General features: G+C 68.0%; 23 protein-coding genes. 11 read left to right on the top strand and 12 right to left on the bottom strand.

Annotated elements, in window-relative coordinates; translation table 11 throughout:
* The 3 genes from priA to MVF76_RS00880 form a co-directional block, all read left to right on the top strand.
* Window positions 1-763 (top strand): replication restart helicase PriA (gene priA, locus MVF76_RS00870; protein ID WP_297526721.1); only part of this gene is annotated, 763 nt, incomplete at its 5' end.
* Between the two features lie 118 nt (window positions 764-881).
* Window positions 882-2,639, top strand: coding sequence for an arginine--tRNA ligase (gene argS, locus MVF76_RS00875; RefSeq protein WP_297526723.1), 1,758 nt, complete (start codon window positions 882-884; stop codon window positions 2,637-2,639).
* A gap of 7 nt (window positions 2,640-2,646) precedes the next feature.
* Window positions 2,647-3,225: an SPOR domain-containing protein gene (locus MVF76_RS00880; protein ID WP_297526725.1), complete on the top strand. Its 579-nt coding sequence runs from the start codon at window positions 2,647-2,649 to the stop codon at window positions 3,223-3,225.
* Window positions 3,226-3,320: 95 nt separating this feature from the next.
* Here MVF76_RS00880 and MVF76_RS00885 read toward each other — a convergent pair whose 3' ends face one another.
* Entirely contained in the window at window positions 3,321-4,529 is a 1,209-nt protein-coding gene (locus MVF76_RS00885; protein ID WP_297526728.1) for a YeeE/YedE family protein, read from the bottom strand.
* A 287-nt stretch (window positions 4,530-4,816) separates the two neighbouring features.
* Here MVF76_RS00885 and MVF76_RS00890 point away from each other — a divergent pair, with 287 nt between their 5' ends.
* Window positions 4,817-5,149, top strand: coding sequence for a sulfurtransferase TusA family protein (locus tag MVF76_RS00890; protein WP_297526730.1), 333 nt, complete (start codon window positions 4,817-4,819; stop codon window positions 5,147-5,149).
* A 252-nt stretch (window positions 5,150-5,401) separates the two neighbouring features.
* Here the strand turns inward: MVF76_RS00890 and MVF76_RS00895 are convergent, their stop codons facing one another.
* The 4 genes from MVF76_RS00895 to speA all read right to left on the bottom strand — a co-directional run bounded on the left by MVF76_RS00895 (window position 5,402) and on the right by speA (window position 9,460).
* Window positions 5,402-6,271 carry a tetratricopeptide repeat protein gene (locus MVF76_RS00895; protein WP_297526732.1) on the bottom strand — a complete coding sequence of 290 codons (870 nt, stop codon included), beginning with the start codon at window positions 6,269-6,271 and terminating at the stop codon, window positions 5,402-5,404.
* Between the two features lie 53 nt (window positions 6,272-6,324).
* Entirely contained in the window at window positions 6,325-6,600 is a 276-nt protein-coding gene (locus MVF76_RS00900) for a cupin domain-containing protein (RefSeq protein ID WP_297526734.1), read from the bottom strand.
* A 95-nt stretch (window positions 6,601-6,695) separates the two neighbouring features.
* Complete coding sequence (locus MVF76_RS00905) at window positions 6,696-7,580, bottom strand: NAD(P)-dependent oxidoreductase (protein ID WP_297526736.1); 885 nt, start codon at window positions 7,578-7,580, stop codon at window positions 6,696-6,698.
* Between the two features lie 2 nt (window positions 7,581-7,582).
* Entirely contained in the window at window positions 7,583-9,460 is a 1,878-nt protein-coding gene (gene speA / locus MVF76_RS00910; protein ID WP_297526738.1) for a biosynthetic arginine decarboxylase, read from the bottom strand.
* Between the two features lie 126 nt (window positions 9,461-9,586).
* Between speA and speE the strand changes: the two genes are divergently transcribed.
* Window positions 9,587-10,441, top strand: coding sequence for a polyamine aminopropyltransferase (gene speE, locus MVF76_RS00915; RefSeq protein ID WP_297526739.1), 855 nt, complete (start codon window positions 9,587-9,589; stop codon window positions 10,439-10,441).
* A gap of 315 nt (window positions 10,442-10,756) precedes the next feature.
* On the opposite strand, the gene MVF76_RS00920 is transcribed toward speE, so the two are convergent.
* Genes MVF76_RS00920 through MVF76_RS00930 form a run of 3 tightly spaced genes read right to left on the bottom strand, consistent with a single transcriptional unit; the run spans window position 10,757 to window position 12,617 of the window.
* Window positions 10,757-11,206: a DUF4124 domain-containing protein gene (locus tag MVF76_RS00920; protein ID WP_297526740.1), complete on the bottom strand. Its 450-nt coding sequence runs from the start codon at window positions 11,204-11,206 to the stop codon at window positions 10,757-10,759.
* Complete coding sequence (locus MVF76_RS00925) at window positions 11,203-11,997, bottom strand: ABC transporter permease (RefSeq protein ID WP_297526742.1); 795 nt, start codon at window positions 11,995-11,997, stop codon at window positions 11,203-11,205. The genes MVF76_RS00920 and MVF76_RS00925 overlap by 4 nt, the downstream gene beginning before the upstream one ends.
* On the bottom strand, window positions 11,994-12,617 hold the full coding sequence (locus MVF76_RS00930; protein ID WP_297526744.1) for an ABC transporter ATP-binding protein: 624 nt from the start codon (window positions 12,615-12,617) through the stop codon (window positions 11,994-11,996). The genes MVF76_RS00925 and MVF76_RS00930 overlap by 4 nt, the downstream gene beginning before the upstream one ends.
* Before the next feature lie 304 nt (window positions 12,618-12,921).
* Here MVF76_RS00930 and MVF76_RS00935 point away from each other — a divergent pair, with 304 nt between their 5' ends.
* Window positions 12,922-13,158: a CDGSH iron-sulfur domain-containing protein gene (locus tag MVF76_RS00935; protein ID WP_297526745.1), complete on the top strand. Its 237-nt coding sequence runs from the start codon at window positions 12,922-12,924 to the stop codon at window positions 13,156-13,158.
* A gap of 63 nt (window positions 13,159-13,221) precedes the next feature.
* Here MVF76_RS00935 and MVF76_RS00940 read toward each other — a convergent pair whose 3' ends face one another.
* From MVF76_RS00940 to MVF76_RS00950, 3 genes are read right to left on the bottom strand one after another with little or no spacing between them, the layout of a single operon-like run.
* Window positions 13,222-14,484 (bottom strand): ammonium transporter, encoded by a 1,263-nt coding sequence (locus MVF76_RS00940; RefSeq protein ID WP_297526747.1) that lies wholly within the window; start codon window positions 14,482-14,484, stop codon window positions 13,222-13,224.
* 33 nt (window positions 14,485-14,517) lie between these two features.
* Complete coding sequence (gene glnK / locus MVF76_RS00945; RefSeq protein ID WP_297526749.1) at window positions 14,518-14,856, bottom strand: P-II family nitrogen regulator; 339 nt, start codon at window positions 14,854-14,856, stop codon at window positions 14,518-14,520.
* A gap of 52 nt (window positions 14,857-14,908) precedes the next feature.
* Window positions 14,909-15,634: a TorF family putative porin gene (locus MVF76_RS00950; protein ID WP_297526751.1), complete on the bottom strand. Its 726-nt coding sequence runs from the start codon at window positions 15,632-15,634 to the stop codon at window positions 14,909-14,911.
* A gap of 263 nt (window positions 15,635-15,897) precedes the next feature.
* On the opposite strand from MVF76_RS00950, the gene ubiK reads away from it, so the two are divergent.
* The 5 genes from ubiK to MVF76_RS00975 all read left to right on the top strand — a co-directional run bounded on the left by ubiK (window position 15,898) and on the right by MVF76_RS00975 (window position 19,338).
* Window positions 15,898-16,206: a ubiquinone biosynthesis accessory factor UbiK gene (gene ubiK, locus MVF76_RS00955; RefSeq protein ID WP_297526752.1), complete on the top strand. Its 309-nt coding sequence runs from the start codon at window positions 15,898-15,900 to the stop codon at window positions 16,204-16,206.
* A gap of 131 nt (window positions 16,207-16,337) precedes the next feature.
* Window positions 16,338-17,825 carry a YifB family Mg chelatase-like AAA ATPase gene (locus MVF76_RS00960; protein ID WP_297526754.1) on the top strand — a complete coding sequence of 496 codons (1,488 nt, stop codon included), beginning with the start codon at window positions 16,338-16,340 and terminating at the stop codon, window positions 17,823-17,825.
* A gap of 41 nt (window positions 17,826-17,866) precedes the next feature.
* A complete protein-coding gene (locus MVF76_RS00965) occupies window positions 17,867-18,541 on the top strand; it encodes a YkgJ family cysteine cluster protein (RefSeq protein WP_297526756.1) in 675 nt (224 codons plus the stop codon).
* Complete coding sequence (locus MVF76_RS00970; RefSeq protein ID WP_297526758.1) at window positions 18,538-19,002, top strand: tetratricopeptide repeat protein; 465 nt, start codon at window positions 18,538-18,540, stop codon at window positions 19,000-19,002. The genes MVF76_RS00965 and MVF76_RS00970 overlap by 4 nt, the downstream gene beginning before the upstream one ends.
* A 3-nt stretch (window positions 19,003-19,005) precedes the next feature.
* Complete coding sequence (locus MVF76_RS00975; protein WP_297526760.1) at window positions 19,006-19,338, top strand: YqcC family protein; 333 nt, start codon at window positions 19,006-19,008, stop codon at window positions 19,336-19,338.
* Window positions 19,339-19,368: 30 nt separating this feature from the next.
* Here the strand turns inward: MVF76_RS00975 and MVF76_RS00980 are convergent, their stop codons facing one another.
* Window positions 19,369-20,931: a hypothetical protein gene (locus MVF76_RS00980; RefSeq protein WP_297526762.1), complete on the bottom strand. Its 1,563-nt coding sequence runs from the start codon at window positions 20,929-20,931 to the stop codon at window positions 19,369-19,371.
* Between the last annotated feature and the right edge of the window lie 21 nt (window positions 20,932-20,952).

Genomic DNA, 20,952 nt, shown 5'->3' on the forward strand with positions numbered 1-20,952 from the left:
GCAGTGCGGCAGTGCCGAACTGCGCGCCGTCGGCACCGGCACCGAGCGGGTGGAACAGGCCCTGCAGACGCACTTCCCCGAGGCACGCATCCTGCGCATCGATCGTGACAGCAGCCGCGGCCGCGGCGTGCTCGAGGCCCAGCTGGAGGCGGCGCGCACGGGCGAGGCGCAGATACTGCTCGGCACCCAGATGCTGGCCAAGGGCCACCATTTCCCCGGCGTCACCCTGGTGGGCATCCTCGATGCCGACCAGGGGCTGTTCAGCGCCGACTTCCGCGCCGGCGAGCGGCTGGCCCAGCAGATCATCCAGGTGGCCGGGCGCGCCGGGCGCGCCGAACGGCCCGGAGAGGTCCTGATCCAGACCCACCACCCGGAACACCCGCTGCTGCGGCAACTGGTGGAGGGCGGCTATGCCGGTTTCGCCGCAGCCGCGCTCGCCGCCCGCGCCGAGGCGCGCCTGCCTCCCTTCAGCCACCTCGCCCTGCTGCGCGCGGAAGCGCCGGATGCCGCGGCCGCGCGCGGTTTTCTCGATGCCGCCGCCGAGGTTGCGGAGGCACGCCCCGCCGGCATCGAGCTCTGGGGACCGGTACCTGCCCCCATGGAACGGTGCGCCGGCCGGCACCGGTTCCAGCTGCTGGTGCAGGCCGCAAGCCGTGAGGCCCTGCATCCCTTTCTGGACGGCTGGCTGCGGGCGGTCACGGCGCTGCGCGAGGGCCGTCGCGTGCGCTGGTCGCTGGATGTGGATCCGCAGGACATGTATTGAAAACCGGATACAAGAGGCAAGGGACAAGATACAGTTCGTCCTGCCTGGCCCCGTCTGGGGTTTTGTCCGGCGGCTGGGGTAGAATGTGCGGCTTTCCGGTCAACCGCCCGCCACTGCCATGAAGCACACGCTCGAGAAGCTGCTCGCCGAGGCCGTCGCCGCGTTGCGCGCCGACGGCACCCTGCCCGATGACGCCGCACCCGAGGTCCGCGTCGAGCGCACGCGCGACCGCAGCCACGGCGACTTCGCCAGCAACCTGGCGCTGATGCTGGCCAAACCGGCACGCGCCAGGCCGCGCGAACTGGCAGAGAAGCTGGTCGCGGCGCTGCCGGCCTCCGCCCAGGTGCGCAAGGTCGAAATCGCCGGACCCGGCTTCATCAACTTCTTCCTCGCACCCGAGGCCTGGCATGGCGTGGTGGCCGAGGTGCTGGGCCAGGGCGAGGCTTTCGGCCGCGCGACACTCGGCGGCGGCCGGCCGGTGCAGGTGGAATTCGTGTCCGCCAATCCCACCGGACCGCTGCACGTCGGCCATGGCCGTGGCGCCGCCTACGGCGCGGCCGTCGCCGATCTGCTGGAAGCGGTCGGCTACAGCGTCCATCGTGAGTACTACGTCAACGACGCCGGCCGGCAGATGGATATCCTCGCCGCCAGCGTCTACCTGCGCTACCTGGAACTGAGCGGCGTGGAACTGGCCTTTCCGAGCAACGGCTACAAGGGCGACTATGTCTGGGACATCGGCGCCACCCTGCATCGCAATCACGGCGATGCCTGGGCCTTTCTCGCCGAGGAAGTCTTCCGCGACCTGCCGCCCGATGCGCCCGAGGGCGACAAGGAAGCACACATCGACGGCCTGATCGCCCGCATCAAGTCCCTGCTCGGACCGGAACGCTACCGCGAGCTGTTCGACGAGGGCCTGAACGAAATCCTGGCCAACATCCGCCAGGACCTGAAGGAGTTCGGGGTCGAGTACCAGGAATGGTTCTCCGAGCGCTCGCTGACCGAGTCGGGCGACGTGCAGAAGGCCATCGACCGTCTGCAGGCCGCCGGCCACCTGTACGAGAAAGAGGGCGCACTCTGGTTCCGATCCACCGACTTCGGCGACGAGAAGGACCGGGTGGTGGTGCGCGACAATGGCCAGACCACCTATTTCGCCTCCGACATCGCCTATCACATGAACAAGCTGGAACGCGGCTACGAGCGGGTGATCGACGTCTGGGGCGCCGACCACCACGGCTATGTGCCACGGGTGAAGGCGGCGCTGCAGGCGCTGGGCGACGATCCCTCGAAGCTGGACGTGCTGCTGGTGCAGTTCGCCATCCTCTATCGCGGTGGCGAGAAGGTGCAGATGTCGACCCGCTCCGGCGAGTTCGTCACGCTGCGCGAGCTGCGCCAGGAGGTCGGCAACGATGCCGCGCGCTTCTTCTACGTGATGCGCAAGTGCGAGCAGCACCTGGACTTCGACCTCGACCTCGCCAAGTCGCAGTCGGCCGATAACCCAGTGTACTACATCCAGTATGCCCATGCGCGGGTGCGCAGCGTGCAGCGCCAGCTAGAGGAGAAGGGGCTCGCCTGGGATCGCGAGGCGGGCCTTGCGAACCTGCACCTGCTGCACGAGCGCCACGAGCAGGAGCTGATGGTCAGCCTGTCGCGCTATCCGGAAGTGGTCGAGGCCGCGGCACTGAACCATGAACCGCACCAGCTCGCGCACTACCTGCGCGAACTCGCCAACGAGTTCCACACCTACTACAACGCGCACCAGTTCCTGGTGGAGGACAACCGGCTGCGCGATGCCCGCCTTGCCCTCATCGAAGCCACCCGGCAGGTGATCGCCAACGGCCTTGGCCTGCTCGGCGTGTCCGCGCCGGACAGCATGTAGGACGGCCATGCCGCGCGACTACAAGCACCGTACCCAGCCCCGTCGACGCAAGCGCGGCCGGGTGCCCGGGTGGTTGTGGCTGCTCGCCGGGCTGGCGGTCGGCCTGTTCATCGCCTTCCTGGTCTGGCTCGGCGGCGACGACTCTGCCGATCGTCCGCTGCCGCAGCCGGCGCCGACCCGCGACGCGCGCGAGGTGCGCAAGGTCCCACGACCGACCATACCGCCGCCGCCCAAGCCGCGTTTCGAGTTCTACGACCTGTTGCCGGACATGGAAGTGGTGGTGGTACCGGAGGAAGAGCTGGGACCCAGGCCCGCGCAGGGCGTGGCGCGGGTGGAGAAGCCGGGGACGTATGTGCTGCAGGCCGGGTCCTTCCGCAGCGCCCGCCAGGCCGACGAGCTGCGCGCCCGGCTGGCGCTGATGGGGCTGGAATCCAGCGTGCAGGCCGTCACCCTCGATTCCGGCGAGACCTGGCACCGGGTACGCGTCGGTCCCTTCCGCGACCTGGCCGAGCTCAATCGTGTGCGCGCCCAGCTCGCCGAGAATCATATCGACGCCATCCTGCTGCGGGCACGACCGGAAGGCTGAGGCCACGGCTCCGTTCATGGCCGCTGGAAGCAGCAGCGACGCTGCTGCCGAGCCTCATGGCACCCGTGTTTCAGAACCCGGGAAGGTCCGACTGCTCAGTCGAGCATACGCACCCGATCCGGCAACAGCCGCATGTCGGCGAGGCTCTCGACCAGTGACTTGAACCAGTTGGTGTCCTTGCCATGAACCATCTTGTAGAACTCGACTTTCATGGTGAGCACCGATCCGAAGAAGATGCCCGCCAGCGCAATGAACGAGCCCAGGGAAAGGGTAGAGATTCCCGTGATGCCCTGACCAAAGGTGCAGCCCAGTGCGAGTACGCCGCCCACCCCCATCAGCGCACCGCCAATCACATGATTGGCCATGTCCTGCAGACTGGTGAAGTACTCCCAGCGAAACTTGCCGGAAACGACTGACCATATGAAGGCCCCCAGAACGACGCCAACGACAGCTGCAATGCCGAAGTTGACGGAATAGGCACTGGTCAGCATCAAGTAGCGAAGGCTCTCGCCCAGGGGCGCGGTGAAGGTATAGGACGCGGCCGTGGTAGGCTCAATGCCACCGAGCGGATCCGCATTCACGACCCCATAGTAGCCGGTCACCCACCAGCCGAACACAATGAACAGCCCGATCAGGAACCCTGACACCACATTGTCGGGGCGCTTGCGGAACTCCGGGGCAAGAAAGGCGTACAGGATCAGACCGCCACCGACCAGGCCCGTCAGAACCCAGCGCAACACCTCTTCGCTCATGCCCAGCCAGTGAGCGAGCACGACGTGCGCCGCCTGACTGTTCATGCCGTAGGCCTCCAGCTCCACCGCCGTCGACTCCAGTGGCACCCTCAGGTGAACACCCAGGAACCCCCACAGCGTTGCGGCAGCCGTAATGGCCATGACCATCAACACCACCAGTGCACGCAGGTTGCCCCCCCCCACGCGCAACAGAATCTTGTTGCCACAGCCGGTACCCAGGGACATGCCGATCCCGAACAGGGTGCCACCAACGAAATAGGAGAGCCAGGCGAAGGTGCTGGTTCGATAGATCGAATCTGCCAGATCCACGATGGGCCGTGTGATGGCTTCGCCAAAGTCATCCGTCACGGTTATGGTTACCGCATGCAGGATCTGGGCGCCGATCAGTGCCACCGCGATGGCCACGAACCACGCCCTCAGGCGCCCCGTGTCCCCGTCGAATACCACGTCGGAAATCGCGCCTCGGGTACAAAAACCGGTTTTCTGTGCCACCAGACCGATGCCCAGACCACCCAAAAGGCCCAGCAGCGGTACCATTTCTGCTGCGGTCATGCTTCCTCCTGCTCGCGTCAGCGTTGAACTGCAGCCGACCGGACCGCCACTCCCGCCCAAACGGACAGGCGAGCGCCCGCTCTGCTTCATGGCTTATCGGTAAGCGCCGACTACAACTTGAGCACAAACTCGGGTACCGCAGTCACAGGTGCAATATGCGGGCTAAAGACAGGCCGCCAGCGGCCGATAGACTTGCTCCAGACAGGGTTTTTCTGAACACCCCAGAATTTCGGGGAGTGCAAGAACCGGCCGTCTGGACATGACGAATCAAGGGGGGGATAAACACCATGAGCCTGAAGCAAACCCTGGACCTCAGCGGACTGAACTGTCCGCAACATGTCATGCGTTGCAAGGCGGCGCTGGCCCGCATGCCGGCCGGCGGACTGCTGCATGTGAGACTCACCGATCCGCGCTGCGACCATGACATCGAACTGCTGGTGCACGCCCTGGGCGACCGGATCGAGCGAGTAGAAACGCGGGCAGGCGCTACCGAGTACTGGATCCGGCGATACACCCCGGCGACCACGGGCAACCGCACTGGCACACCCCGTCCCGCCAGTGTCGCCGCCATGCTCAGGCTCGCGCTGGATGTGTTCCGGCCCCGGCCGGTGACCCAGTAACCGGTATCTGGACACATATGGTGCAGCCCGGTCAGCGGCCGACCGCCGCTGGCCGGGCTCACGCTTCCGCCCGGGTGCAATATGCGAGCTAGCAGCCTGTCGGACTCAGGCGATCGTAGCGAGCATTGTGGGAGAGCGAGAACGACTCTCCACGATTTCGAGGCGCATAGTGGGACATTGCTCCGAGAAAGCGGGGGGATTCGGGCCGCTCTCCCAGCAGCGCAGTAGATTGGCCCTAAGTCCGACAGGCTGCTAATGCACGTGACGCTGGAGATACCGCCCGTACTCGGCGCGCAGCGGATCGTCGGGCGCGAGCAGGGCGAAGACCCGCAGCATGGCCTTGCGGGCGTAGGCCTCGTCGGCATCCGTTTCCTGCTCGAGCAGGCGCGCAAGCAGCGCAAGGGCCTCGGCGTGCTCGCCGGCGAGCACCTGGCGGGCGGCACGCTGACGCAGGGGTCCGGGGTCATCGGGGGCGGCGTCGATGCGCGCCTGCAGCGCGGCGTCATCCTCGTCGCCGGCCTCCATGCGAAAGCCGAGCAATATGCGGAACTGCAGCAGCTCGTCATACTGGCGCACGCCCTCGGGCACGCTGTCGAGGAGACGGATGGCCGCCTCGGTCCGGCCCTGGTGGTGGAGCAGGCGGGCCACCGCCAGCGGCAGCCGGGGATTGACCGGATCCTCGGCCATGGCCTCGCCGAGCAGTCGAAAGGCATCCTGCGCACGGCCCTCGGCAAACAGCGGCACGGCGCGGTCGATGACGTCGTCGGAGTCGCGCGCCACGTAGTACTGGACCAGTACCTCCAGTGCCGCCTCGTCCTGAAGGCCGCTGCGGCTCTCGACCACCCGGCCCTTGCGGAACAGCTTCAGCGCAGGTACGTCGGTCACACCGAGATCACGGGCCAGCGCCGCCTCGGCATCGACATCCACGTTGACCAGCAGCAGGCGCCCGTCGAGCGCGCCCACCAGCCCTTCCAGCAGAGCGAACTGGCGCTGGCAGGTTTCGTCCTCGGGCGAGCGGAAGTTGACCAGCACCGGGCCGCGGGCGGAATTCTCCACCACCAGCGCGGGGAAGCTTTCCGCGTCGGCGGCGACGATGTAAGGCGATTCTCTGGACTCGGTCATGCCCCCATCCTAGCAAGGCGTCGCGGCGCTGGCACGCCCGGGAACACCGGCGCCTATTCGAACCGGTAGTGCTTGCGTACTTCCTCGTGGATCTCCCAGGTGCAGGACAACCCGGCGGGGAAGGTGACCAGATCCCCGGCGCGCAGCTGCACCGGCTCGCCGCCCTCGGGCGTGACCGTGACCCGGCCGGTGAGCAGATAACAGGTCTCGCTGCTGTCGTAGGTCCAGGGGAAGGTCGAGGCCTCCTTTTCCCAGATTGGCCAGTCGAAGACCTCCATCGCCTCGAGCCGCTCGCCGGGGGGATTGGACTCGACACGGATCTCGTTCATGACAGCCTCCTGTGACCGGTTGGGGCGTCCATGATACGGATGACGGCAACCGGGGTGAACCAGCCCGGACCCCGGAACCGGGCACACGCCCAGATTCAGTCCTCGTCGGCCTGCCGCACGGCCCGTTTCAGGCGATAGAGGGCAGAGATGTCCTCGTCGCCGTGGCCGTCGGTCTCCAGCCGCGCGTAGTCGGCAAGGGTGTCCCGCACCAGTGACAGTTCCAGCCCGAGGCCCTCGGCCAGCCGGGCGCAGATGTCCAGATCCTTGCGGTGCAGCGCCACCCGGAAGCCGGGCTCGAAACGCCCCTGCACCAGGGTCGGCCCGCGATGGGTGAGGAACCAGTTGCCGGCGGCACCGCCGCCCACCACTTCGATGACCCGGTCCAGCGGCAGGCCCAGAGCCTCGGCCAGCGCCAGCCCCTGGCACACGGCCTGGTTGATGCCGGCGGCGATCACCTGGTTGACGGCCTTGGTGGCCTGACCGCTGCCGACCGGCCCCAGGTGCGCGATGCGCGCGCTGATGACTTCAAGTACCGGGCGCACCCGGGCGAGCATCTCCGGCTCGCCGCCGACCATCATCGCCAGCGTGCCCCGCCGGGCACCCTCGACACCTCCGGAAACGGGCGCATCGAGAAAGCCGACCCCGGCCTCGTCCAGGCGCGCGGCCAGGCGCCGGGCGGTGTCCGGGTGCGTGGTGGAGGTGTCGACCACGACCTGGCCCGGTCGCAGCACGGGGTGCAGCCGCTCGAGCAGCGATGTCACGTCGGCATCCGCCGACAGGCTGAGCAGCAGCACCTCGACCCCGGCGGCCAGTGCCTCGGCATCGGCTGCGGGTGGCCTGCCCAGCCGCTCGGCCAGGGCCGCGGCCCGCCCCGGCGAGCGATTCCAGAAGCCGCCGAGCAGGCCGGCGCGATGCAGGTTTTCGGCCATGGGCGCACCCATGGCGCCGAGACCGAACACGCCGGCAAGGCAGGCGTTCATGCTCAGTCCTCCAGATAGGTATAGCCGCGCAGGCCGTCCTCGAGTTCGGCGAACAGCCGCACCTGCGCGTCGGCATCCAGCCCCGCCGCCTGCAGGCGCTCGCGGTAACGGTCGAGCATGGCGTCGATGTCGAAGTGCACATAACGCAGCAGCTCGTCCACGGTGTCGCCCTGCTCGATCCGGGTGACCTGCCAGCCGCCGTCGTCATCCAGCGCCACGTTCACGGCATCGGTATCCCCGAACAGGTTGTGCATGTCGCCGAGGATCTCCTGGTAGGCCCCGATGAGGAACACACCCAGCAGGTATTCCTCGCCGCGCCGCCAGGGATGCAGCGGCAGGGTGGTTTCGATGCCGTCACCGGCGACATAGCGCGAGATGCGCCCGTCCGAGTCGCAGGTGAGGTCCTGGATCACGCCGCGCCGCGTGGGCGGATCGTCCAGCCGGTGCAGGGGCATGATGGGAAAGATCTGGCCGATGGCCCAGACGTCGGGCAAGGACTGGAACACCGAGAAGTTCAGAAAGTACTTGTCGGCCAGCTTCTCGTTGAGTTCGTCCAGCACCTGCCGGCGCGCCGGATGGTTGCCGCGCAGCAGCGGCCGCAGGCGATGACAGATGGCGAAGTAAAGGGCCTCGACGCGCGCCCGCTGCTCGAGGGTGAGCACGCCGTGCAGGTAGAGGGTGCGCGCCTCGCCCAGCCAGTACTCGGCCTCGTGCCAGGCCTCGAGCGCGGTGCGCGGTGCGATCTGTTCGTAGACCTCCCACAGGTTGCGCACGATGGCCGGCTCGTCGTCGGCGGGCGGTTCCATGGCACCCGTGCCCGGTGCCTGTTCGATGTCGGTGACATTGCTGATGAGCACGGCATGGTGCGCCGTCATGGCGCGGCCGGACTCGGTGAAGATGTCCGGGGTCGGCAGATCCTGCTCGGCGCAGATCCCGGCCAGGGCATGGACCACGTTGTTGGCGTATTCCTGCACCGTGTAGTTCACCGAACAATCACTGCGCGAGCCGGTGCCCTCGTAGTCGATGCCCAGGCCGCCACCGACATCGACCACGGCCAGCGGCGCGCCCAGGCGGCGCAGTTCCGCATAGTAGCGCGCCACCTCGCGCATGCCGTTCTGGATGTCGCGCACGTTCGCCACCTGCGACCCCAGGTGACAGTGCAGCAGCACCAGCCGGTCGAGCTTGCCTGCGCTGCGGAGACGTTCGATCAGCGCCAGCACCTGGCGGGCATGCAGGCCGAACTTGGCCTTCTCGCCACCGGTGTTCTGCCACTTGCCCGCGCCCAGCGAGGCCAGCCGCACGCGCACGCCGAGCAGCGGCTCCACCTCCAGCGCTGCGGCCTCGGCCAGCACCAGCTCCAGCTCCGAGAGTTTCTCGATGACGATGTGCACGCGCAGGCCCAGCCGGCGGCCGATCAGCGCCAGGCGCGCATACTCGCGGTCCTTGTAGCCGTTGCAGACGATGACGCCGCCCGGGCGGGACAGGGCCAGCACCGCCATCAGCTCGGGCTTGCTGCCCGCCTCCAGCCCGACCCGCTCGCCGCCGTGATCGAGGATCTCCTCCACCACGCTGCGCTGCTGGTTGACCTTGATGGGATAGACGGCGGTGTAGTGCCCGTCGTAGTCGTACTGGGCACGCGCCGCGGCGAAGGCGCCGCAGAGGATATCGATGCGATCGTGCAGGATGTCGTTGAAGCGCACCAGCACCGGCAGGGACACGCCCTGCGCGCGGAGGTCTGCGGTCAGCTCGGGCAGGTCGATGGCGGCACCCTCGTCCCGGTGCGGCCGCACCTGCAGGTGCCCGGCCGGGGCCACGGCGAAATAGCCCCCGCTCCAGTGCGGGAGGCCGTAGGTCGAGGCAGCCTGTTCGGTGGTCCACATGACGGCACAAGATACGGTCAAAGCGGCGCCGAAGGAAGCATATTGTCCGCCCTGACCGATTCAATCGCGTGCGCGCTTCTGGTATCGTCTGCCTCCCCACGCAACACCCCGGCAAGCGAGGCCGCCATGACCCTGGACAGCCACTGGTTCACCGAAGTCTGCGAGGAAGGCGGTTCGGCCCTTTCTCTGAAGATCAAGCGCAAGCTGCACGAGGAGCAGAGCGAATACCAGCGCATCGAGATCTTCGAGACCGAGAAGTTCGGCAACCTGATGGTCATCGACGGCTTCGTGATGCTGAGCAGCCGTGACAACTTCCTCTACCACGAGATGATGTCGCACCCGGCCCTGTTCACCCATCCCGAGCCGAAGCGGGTGGTGATCATCGGCGGTGGCGACTGCGGCACCCTGCAGCAGGTATTGCGCCATGACGGCGTGACCTCCGCGCTGCAGGTCGAAATCGACGAGCGGGTCACGCGGCTGGCCGAGCAGTACTTCCCGGAACTGTGCGAGAACAACAGCGATCCGCGCGCCCAGTTCCTGTTCGGCGATGGCATCCGCTGGATGAAGGAGGCCGATGCCGGCAGCATGGACGTGATCATCGTCGACTCCACCGACCCCATCGGGCCGGCCAAGGGCCTGTTCACCGAGGACTTCTATCGCGACTGCCACCGCGCGCTGGGCGAGGCCGGGGTGCTGGTGCAGCAGAGTGAGTCACCGATGTACCACATGGACATACTGGGCGAGATGCACGCCGCCATGCGCGCGGCGGGTTTCGACACCACGCGCACCCTGCACTACCCACAACCCGTCTATCCCTCCGGCTGGTGGAGCGCAACCATGGCCTGCAAGGGCGTTCGCCCCGAGGACTTCCGGGCCGAGGCGGCAGCCGCGCGCGGCTTCAGCACCCGCTACTACAACGCCGACATCCACCGTGCCGCGCTGGCGCAGCCTGAGTTCTGTCGCGAGGCCTTCGGGGACTGAGCCCCCGAGAACGCGACAGGAACACGGAGGGCACCAAACAGGCCAGCAGGTAGCCTGGATGGAGTGCGAGCGGAATCCGGGAACGGCCCCCGGATTCCGGCCCTGCGGGCCTGCATTCGGGCTACACCATGCCCGCCCGACGCAACCGAAATTCATGCAATGATCTGGTGAGCGCCTGCAGGCGGACTTGGTAGGATGGGCAAAGGAGCGTAGCGACGTGCCCATCAGCATCCTGTGACCGTCATGATGGGCACGGCCCTTCGCGCCTTTGCCCATCCTACAAATTCTGCGCACTTCCGGAGGGCGCGGGACACATCAGTCACACCAGCGGGCGACCTCGCCCTCCCACTGCGCGATCAGCCGGCCGCGCTCGGCGTCGTCCATGAACACCCGCTCGCCGTTCTCGTTCAGCCGATAGACGCCACCGGCATTGCGGTACTGGCGCAGGTTGTCGCGCGCAATGGCGCAGTTGCGTCGGCGCAACCGCGCCTGATCCTCGGCCCGGCGCTCCGCCTCCTGCTTGCGCAGGCGCTCGGCCTGCCAGGCCTCCAGCAGGCGGCGCTGGCGTTCGGCCCGGCCGGCGTCGCTCGGTGCCGAGGCCGGGGCCTTCGGCACCCGCACGGTGTTGGCCCCCGAGCGCGGCCGGTCGCTGAAATGCACCTCGCCGTTCTCGTCCACCCAGCGGTAGACCTCGGCGCGAACGGCCGCGCTACCCGCCAGCACGGCGAGAATCAGCATGCCGGCGATTGCACTTCCCTGTTTCATGGACGCATCTCCAGTCGGTCGAGTCGCAGCCGCTCGCGGGCATCGAACAGCCGCCGCGTGGCCAGCGCCAGCGCGGCCAGGGCGCCGATGCCGCTCGCAACGGCAATCAGGAACATGATCAGTATCTGGTACTTCACCGCCTCCACGGGCGGCGCGCCGGCCAGGATCTGACCCGTCATCATGCCCGGCAGGCTGACCACGCCGGCCGCGGCCATGGCATTGATGACCGGGATCAGTGCCGCCCGCAGCGCCTCGCGCCGAACCGGGGCCACGGCCTCGGTGGCCGGGTGCCCCAGCATCAGCCGGGCCTCGATCTCGGCACGCCGTTGCCAAGCGCCCTCGTGCAGCCGCTCCAGGGCAATGGCGGTCCCGGTCATGCTATTGCCCAGTACCATGCCGAGCAAGGGAATGGCGTACTGCGGCTCGTACCAGGGCCGTTCACCGATGATCGCCAGCAGCGCAAACAGGGTCACCGAAAAGGACGACAGCAGCAACGACAGGGTGCCGACCCCATAGCCCCAGAGGCCCCGCAACCGCCGGGTCTGCCGGACCCGCACCTCGCGGCCGGCCACCGCGAGCATGAACAGCGCCATCAGCAGCACCCAGCCCAGCGCGGCATGGGCGAACAGGGCCTTGAGCACCAGGCCCACCAGCAGCAGCTGGACGGTGGTGCGCAGCGCCGCCACCAGCAGCTGGTTGCGCAGGCCGCGCTGGACCCGGCCGGCGAGCCCGGCCAGGACCAGCACCAGCAGCGCCGCCAGCCCCAGATCAAAATAGGTCAGGTGAATCACGCGACCCCCGGTTCCGGCGCCGCTGCGACCAGCCGGCCGGCCCGCACCGTCAGTCGCCGTGCGGCGACCCGCGCCAGCTGCGCAGTATCGTGACTGACCCAGATCACGCCCGCGGCCTCGGTGCGCGCATAGTCGCCGACCAGGGCCTCGGCGGCGAGCCGGTTGCCGGTATCCAGATTGGCCGTCGGCTCGTCCAGCAACAGCACCCGCGGGCGGTCGGCCAGCGCCCGCAGCAGCGCCAGCCGCTGGCGCTCGCCACTGGACAGCCGGGTGACGGGCCACTCCAGGGCGGCCGGGGTCAGGCCGAGCCGGGCCAGTGCGGTGGCATCGGGTGGCAGGGGGAAGTGGTCGCGCACGCGCTCCGACCACCAGGCGCTCTCCGCCGGAAGGTAGCGGACCCGGCGACGCCATTCGGCGCCGCTGAGCGTCTCGGCAGCCTCGCCTGCGCAGCGCAGCACGCCGGTGTGCGGATCCAGATCCGCCAGCGCCCTCAGCAGCCGGCTCTTGCCGCTGCCGGAGGGGCCGCTGATACCCAGGATATCGCCCGGCGCGAGGGCAAGACACACGTCCTGCAGCGGGCCGACCGTCAGGGCCTCGACTTCGAACAGGGGTTCGGACACGGCGGTTCCTCGTGGCAGGGGTTCCCCGACCCTGCGGGTAGCGGCTCCATCCTACACAATGTGCATGGGAACGCGGGAAACCCCGAACAGGCTCAACCTGCATATTGCATCAAGGCCGAAGCGGGCGGGCACAAAACCATGCTCTAGACCATGGGTACAGAAATCCGGTTTATTGCCTGCCAGCGCAACAAATTACCCGCCGCCCGCTTCGGCCTTGGTGCAATATGCGGGTTAACGCTTGGCGCTCCGCGCCGGCTGGGCTATGTTGCGCCTTCGACATTGGCCCGTGAGAGGGAGCAGATCCATGAGCGAACCCTTGATTGCGAAGAAAGGACCCTATGAAGTCGAACTGGAGCCCGGCATCTACTGGTGGTGCGCCTGCGGGCGGTCGAAGGACCAGCCCTTCTGCGACGGTTCGCACAAGGGCACCGACTTCCAGCCGGTGAAGTTCGAGCTGACCGAGAAGAAGAAGGTCTGGCTGTGCGGCTGCAAGCACACCGCCGACGCCCCCTTCTGCGACGGCAGCCACAAGCAGCTCTGAACCCCAAAAAGGAAGGGCGCCGAATGGCGCCCTTCGCATGCCGTCCCTGGACAAGGGGATGGATCAGAGGCCGGAACCCTTGGAACCGGTGAACTCGGGATAGGCTTCCAGGCCACACTCCACGAGATCGACACCCTCGTACTCCTCTTCCTCGCTGACGCGAATGCCCATGATGGTCTTGAGCACCAGCCAGACCACGAAGCTCGCGCCGAAGGTCCAGGCGAAGATGGTGCCGAGGCCGATCAGCTGGGCGCTGAGCTTGGCGTCGGGGTTGGACAGGACCACCGCGATCAGACCCCACATGCCGACCACACCATGGACGGAGATGGCGCCGACCGGGTCGTCGATGCGCAGCTTGTCCAGAGTGATGATGGAGAACACCACCAGCACGCCACCGACGGCCCCGATGATGGTCGCGAGCAGCGGTGTGGGCGTGAGCGGTTCTGCGGTGATGGCCACCAGGCCGGCCAGGGCCCCGTTGAGCGCCATGGTGAGATCGGTCTTGCCGAACAGCATGCGGGCGGTCAGCATGGCGGCCACCACACCGCCGGCGGCAGCCATGTTGGTGTTGACGAACACCAGCGCCACGGCGTTGGCCTCGCCCACGTCACTGACCTTCAGCTCCGAACCACCGTTGAAGCCGAACCAGCCCAGCCACAGGATGAAGGTACCCAGAGTGGCCAGCGGCAGGTTGGCGCCGGGGATGGGATAGACCTCGCCGTTGGGACCGTACTTGCCCTTGCGCGCGCCCAGAAGGATCACGCCGGCCAGGGCCGCAGCCGCGCCGCACAGGTGCACCACGCCGGAACCGGCGAAGTCGAGGAAGCCCAGGCCGTCGAGGAAACCGCCACCCCACTTCCAGTAACCCTGCAGCGGGTAGATGAAGCCGGTCATGACCACGGCAAAGAACAGGAAGGCCCACAGCTTCATCCGCTCGGCCACCGCGCCCGAGACGATGGACATGGCGGTGGCCACGAACACCACCTGGAAGAAGAAGTCGGCCATGCCCGAATAGTAGGGTGCATCATCGCCGCCGGCGAGCACGGCCTCGACCGTGTTGTCCTCACCGAGCAGGAAGCTGATGCCCGGCCAGACACTGCTGACCGCATCACCCGGGTACATGATGTTGTAGCCCACAACCATGTACATGATGCAGGCAATGGCAAACAGCGCCACGTTCTTGGTCAGAATCTCGGCGGTGTTCTTGGCGCGGACCAGGCCGGCCTCGAGCATGGCAAAGCCGGCCGCCATCCACATGACAAGCGCGCCGGACACCAGGAAATAAAAGGTATCGAGCGCGTAACTCAGTTCAGTAATCGCTTCCACTTTTCAACCCTCCGCAACAGGCGTCTCAACGGCTCACAAGGCGTCCGGACCGGACTCGCCGGTGCGGATTCGAACGGCCTGCTCGACCGGGGACACGAAGATCTTGCCGTCACCGATCTTGCCGGTATTGGCCGATTTGGTAATGGCCTCGATGACCTGGTCGACCAGGCCGTCATCGATGACCACGTCGAGCTTTACCTTGGGCAGGAAGTCGACGACGTATTCCGCACCCCGGTAGAGTTCGGTGTGGCCCTTCTGACGCCCGAAGCCCTTGACCTCGGTCACCGTGATGCCCTGAACGCCGATCTCCGACAGTGCCTCGCGCACATCGTCGAGCTTGAACGGCTTGATGATTGCAGTTACCAGTTTCATGGGTTCCTCCTGGGAGGGCCCGCCCCCAAGGGGGCGGACCCGTCTGAACGGCTTAGAAGCTCTTGGAGACCGTGAACACCACGCGGTCATCCGCAACGCCGCCGAACACGTCTTCGCCGTCGTTGTTGGTGCCGATGTAGCTCAGGTCCAGACCCACGCCCGCGGCCTCGGTGGAAACACCCAGGCTGTAGTCGATGTAGTCGGAGCCCAGGCCACCGCTGGCAACCGAGTCGTAGGCATCACCATCGGAGAAGCCGACGTGGGCCGCCAGGGTAAAGCCCTCGGCAACAGCGACCTCGCCGTCCAGGCTCAGGTACCAGGCACTCTCGTCGACACCGACGAAGTTCAGTTCCGGGCTGTAGTAGAAGGTTGCGCCGACGGAGGCATCCTCGCTGAGGCTGTAGCTCGCACCGACGTACAGCTCGGTGGTGTTGGCGTCGTCGTAGCCGGGATAGTTGTAGCGGATGACGCCCAGGTCATAGCCGATCTCGCCCATCTCGCCCCCGAAGCCGGCGTACAGGTCCACCTCGAGCTGGGGATCGGTGCTGGTCCCGGAGAAGAAGTTGGAATCGACGTTGGAGGCCCAGGTGCCGACATAGAAGCCGCTGTCGTGGGCCCAGTCGAAGCCGCCCTGCAGGGCCATCTGGTTGTCGGTCTGGGACACGCCACGGAACATGTAGTCGGTGGCCAGGGCCACGTTGCCGCTGATCTCGGCATGGGCCAGACCGGCGGAACCTGCGACGGCTGCAGCGATGAGGGTCTTGGAAAGGGTTTTCATGAGTCCGACTCCTGAGTTGGTCAGTTAGATAAACGTTGAATGTACTGCTCTGGCAGGCTTGATCCTGTGCCCGCTTGAATTGCAGATGCCATGCCAGGTTTGCTAGGCATTGTTTTCCATGGGATTTCCGAAAAATCGCGGTGCCTATACCCGGAACGGCCGCACCATTCCAGAGCACACCCAGGCGTCTGCACCGATCTGGTGCTCACTTTTGGTGCAGCATTGCCTGGACCCGGATCAGGGCGCTGCGCTAACCTAGGCGCATGATGGACCCGAAAATATTCGACGAATTCGCGCGGCGGCTCTCGGCCGCCATGCCGCCCGGGCTGCAGTCGCTGCAACAGGACTTCGAGCACAATGCCCGCGCCGCCCTGCAGGGCGCGCTGGCGAAACTGGATCTGGTGACCCGCGAGGAGTTCGAGGTGCAGAGCGCCGTGCTGGCGCGGACACGGGAAAAGGTCGAGGCGCTGGAGCGGCGCGTGGCCGAACTCGAGGCGCGACTGGGCAAGGGCGCGGAAGCACCAGCGGCGGACGAGACAACGCCCGGCGATCTGGACATGGACGGCGGCTAGCCCGGATATCTCGCCGGGCGCGAACGCCGACCGTTTTCCCGGGCAGGACGCCCGGGCGCAGGGGGAACCGCTTGTCATTAACCCGGCAAGCCGAGATGCCGGGTTAATAATGGGGAGGAGGGACTTTCCCGATGACGCTTGCCGTCGTCTTCAGTCGCGCCAGCGTGGGCATCGACGCGCCGCTGGTGACCGTCGAAGTGCATCTCGCCAACGGCCTCCCCGGCCTCAACATCGTCGGCCTTCCCGAAACCGCCGTGCGCGAAAGCAAGGACCGGGTGCGCGGCGCCCTGCTCAACGGCGGCTTCGAGTTCCCTTCCCGGCGCATCACCATCAACCTCGCCCCCGCCGACCTGCCCAAGGAGGGCGGCCGTTTCGACCTGCCCATCGCGCTCGGCATACTCGCCGCCTCCGGCCAGATTCCCGCCGAAGGCCTTGCCCGCCATGAGTGGCTGGGCGAGCTGGCGCTCTCCGGCGAGCTGCGGCCGGTCAACGGCGTGCTGCCGGCCGCGCTGGCCGCGCGGCGCGCCGGCCGCGGGCTGGTGGTGCCGACCGCCAACGGCCCGGAGGCGGCACGGGTGGCGGACCTGGACGTACGCGAGGCCGGCCACCTGAATACGGTCACCGCCTGGCTGAGTGACCAGGGCCCGCCCCTCACCCGGGCCGTCACCCGGCCCGCCGCCCTGGCCGCCTACCCCGATCTCGCCGACGTGCGCGGCCAGTTCCAGGCCCGCCGGGTGCTGGAAATCGCTGCCGCGGGCGGCCACAGCCTGCTGCTCACCGGCCCCCCGGGCACCGGCAAGTCGATGCTGGCCAGCCGCCTGCCCGGCATCCTGCCCGACATGAGCGAGGATGAAGCGCTGGAGACGGCAGCCGTGCATTCGCTGGGCAACCCGCCCGGAACCCTGCTCAACCACTGGCGGCAGCGGCCCTTTCGCAGCCCGCATCACACCGCCTCAGCTCCGGCGCTGGTGGGCGGCGGCTCCCAGCCCCGGCCCGGGGAGATCTCGCTGGCCCACCACGGCGTGCTCTTCCTCGACGAGCTGCCGGAGTTCGACCGCAAGGTGCTGGAGGTGCTGCGCGAACCACTGGAGACCGGCGAGGTGACCATATCGCGGGCCGCGCGTCAGGCCCGCTTCCCGGCGCGTTTCCAGCTGGTGGCGGCCATGAACCCCTGCCCCTGCGGCTACCACGGCGATCCCTCCGGGCGCTGCCACTGCACGCCGGACCAGATCCGCCGCTACCGCGGACGCATTTCCGGTCCGCTGCTCGACCGCATCGACCTGCACGTGACCGTGCCGCGCGAATCGCTCGAGTCCCTGCGCGGCCGGGCGGGCGAGCGCAGCGAAACAGTGCGGGCACGGGTGGCAGCGGCACGCGCCCGGCAACTGGAGCGCCAGGGCTGCGCCAACGCCGCGCTGGTCGGCGAACGGCTCGAGGACTCGCTGCGCCTTGCTCCGGCCGCCGAGACCCTGCTCAACCGCGCCGCGGAGCAGCTGCGGCTGTCCGCCCGCGCCTACCATCGCGTACTGCGGGTGGCACGCACCATCGCCGACCTGGGCGACTACCCCGACGTCGAGGGCCAGCACCTTTCCGAGGCGCTGCAGTACCGCCCCGGCTGATCGATGAACCCCTGCACCCGTGCCGGTGGTATAGTCGCGGCATGGCCAGGCCCTTTCCCCATCGGCTCCGCTGCGAGGCCCCCAGGCCGTCGTTCCCCGAACATGAGCGGCGCCTGCCCTGGCTCGGCCCGCTGCTGGACGCCTGTTGCATCGCCGACAGCGGCGTCGCCGAAGGCATCCGTCGCGAGACCGACCGTGGCCGCCGCCTGGCCTGCCGCAAGGGCTGCGCCCACTGCTGCCGAAGTCACGAAACCGTGCCTGTCTATCCGCTCGAACTGATGGGCATTGCCTGGTATGTCACCGAAATCATCGAGGGGCCGCTGCGCGGGCGGCTGCACGACCGGCTGGCACATCATCGCGACCTGCCCGGCTGCCCCTTTCTGGTCGACGACAGTTGCAGCATTTATCCCCTGCGACCCATGGCCTGCCGTCTCCTCAATGTGTTCGACCGCGCCTGTGCGCCCGGCGAGGATGTCTTCTACAGCCGACACGGGGATCTGCTCACGCCGTTGCCCGACTACCGGGAAGCGACCGAGTACGAAATGCTGCCTTTCTACGGCTTTTGCGAGGCCGACGAGCGCCGCGAGGCCCTGCGCAGCGGTCGTCTGCATCAGCTTGCCCGCGTGCTGCGTGACCTGGACTGGGCTTCGCTGGCGAAACGCATGGCCGCCCGCGATGCCGGCCAGCCCGCCGCCCTCGACGAGGCCCTGCCGTGAACGATCACCGCGACGATGAGGATCCGCGCCTGCGCGAGGCCGTCGTGGCCCTGTCGCAGGGCGACTTCGCGACCTCGCTGCAGCTCGCCCGACAGACCGCCGAGGAAGGCGACGCGCTGGCGATGCACTTCGTCGGATGGCACTACCACAAGGGCCTGGGCGTGCCCGAGGATCAGGCGGCGGCGGTGTCCTGGTGGTGCAAGGCCGCCAGCGCCGGCCACGCCGTGGCCATGCGTGCCCTGGGCTGGGCGCTGGAGACGGGCGAGGGACTGGAGGCCGACCCCGTGGCCGCCTACATCTGCTACAGCCGGGCGCTGGCCGCCGGCGACAGGGATGCCGCCGAGGCCCTCACCGAGCTGGCGCCGCGGCTGGCACCGGACCAGGTGCGCGCCGCCGAGGCCGAGCTGAAGGCCGGCGAGCCGGACGAGAATCCCTGGCAGCGCATCTGCGCCTCCGCCTGAGGCATGAAGGAACAGGAACTGGGCGCCCTGCTGGATGCGCTTGAAGCCGAGCTGCGACGCCTCGACTGCTGGGAGGCATCGCCGCCGCCCGCGGATGCGCTGGCCAGCCCCCTGCCCTTCGCCCACGACTGCCTGACATTCACCCAGTGGCTGCAATGGCTGTTCCTGCCGCGCCTGCGCACCCTGCTGGCCTCCGGCGTCCGCCTGCCTGCCCGCAGCGGCATCGCGCCCATGGCGGAAGTGAGCCTGGCCGACAGCGGCCTGGATGCAGCGGCGCTGGTCGCGCTGTTGCGCCGGATCGACGGCCTGCTCGAAGGGGACGCCACCGGCCAGTGACGTTGGCCGGGCTGTTGCGACGACGGAGATTCAGCCGGCGCGTCGGGGGTCCTGTTCGCGCAGCATCTGCTGCACATAGTGGCGAACCGTCTCCTGGCTGCCGGTGTGCACCACGAATTCCGAGATCAGCCGGCAGGCGGCGGCGACGCAGTGCTTGTCGCGCTCCATGGCCTGCTCCAGCAACTGCACGCCTTCCGGATCGCCGATCGACAGCAGGAACTTGCCCACACCGAACTGGATGCGCGGATCTTCGGGATTGATTTCGAGAATCCGCCGGTAGGCCGCCGCGGCCTCCTCGGCCGTTCCGTGGCGCTTGACCAGGGCGGCGTATTCCATGGCCCGCTTGCCATGCAGCTCGCCCTGTTCGGCCAGCTCGCGCAGGGCCGCCAGCCGGCCGTGCTCGTCCTGGTGCCGCTGATGCCGTACCGCCCAGTTTTCGGACTCGCGCGCCATCCAGCGCTGGTCGAGTTCGCTCAGCACCCGGCCGGCACGTGCCCCGATCAGTTCCTCCAGCGCCGTCACCTCGGGCACGCCGGGGAAGCTGGGTTCCCCCGTGCCGAGCGCATCCAGCCGCATGCGCAGGCTGGGATGGTCGGGATCGACCGCACCCCGATGGTAGGCCTCGCGTACCCAGGCCTGCGGCCGCAGGTGCGGCATCTTGCGCTCGAAGACGATGCCGAGATTGCCATAGGCGCGGAAGGTGGGTTCGGGACACTTCTCCGCCGCCCGGAATACCCGCGGCCAGTAATACGCCTCGAGAAAGCGTGCGACCACCGACTCCATCACCAGCGCCTCGGCCAGATCCTCCAGCGGTGTCACGTAACGGGCATAGGCATCCCGGCGAAATACCCGGTCGCGGCCCAGCGGCAGGGTGAGGCGCGCATAGGCCGGGGCATAGAAATCGAACAGCGGCCGGTACAGCCGCGCGCCCAGGCTGCGGCTGCGCGCGAAGGCCAGCCGGTACTGGATCCAGACCTGGCGCAGCTGGCACAGCCAGGCGACGATGCCCAGATTGTGGACCGAGATCTCGCCCACGTGGCCGGCGACCAGCGCCCGTAGCTGGTCGCGGGACAGGCACTGCAGCGCGGCGCTGCCGATCAGCAGCTGGTTGCGGAAACCGAGGGGCAGGCCGCGTACCGGCGTACGGACCAGCTCGATGCCCGCACCCTCGGTGACGAAGATGCGATGCACCCGTGCGGCATGCAGCTCGCTGCACAGGCCATCGACCAGCCGGCCCAGCTCGGGCGCGGCGGCGCGCGGGATGCGCACCCCCTCGGGGCGACCGAACTCGAGTCGGAACAACTGGGCGAACAGGGCCCAGCCGGCGGCCCCGACGAGCACCGGCACCCACACGCCTGCCGCGGTCGGCGCCATGCCGCCCCCCAGCGCCAGCCCGGCCCGGGTCCAGGCCACCAGCCCCACCAGGGCCGGCGCCAGCAGCGCCAGGTACCCGCCGGCCGCGGCCAGGGTGGCCAGCACCAGGAAGGTACGCGGACGCCGTTCCGCCAGCCGGCGGCTGTGCTCGCGCAGCCGATGGGTGATGCGATGCCAGCGGGCGTCGATGCGCCGGGAAATCTCAGCCGTCAATGCCATGTTGCTGTCCTTGAAAGGGTC

This window comes from Thiohalobacter sp. (assembly GCF_027000115.1).
In the GTDB taxonomy this organism is placed as follows: Bacteria; Pseudomonadota; Gammaproteobacteria; order Thiohalobacterales; family Thiohalobacteraceae; genus JALTON01.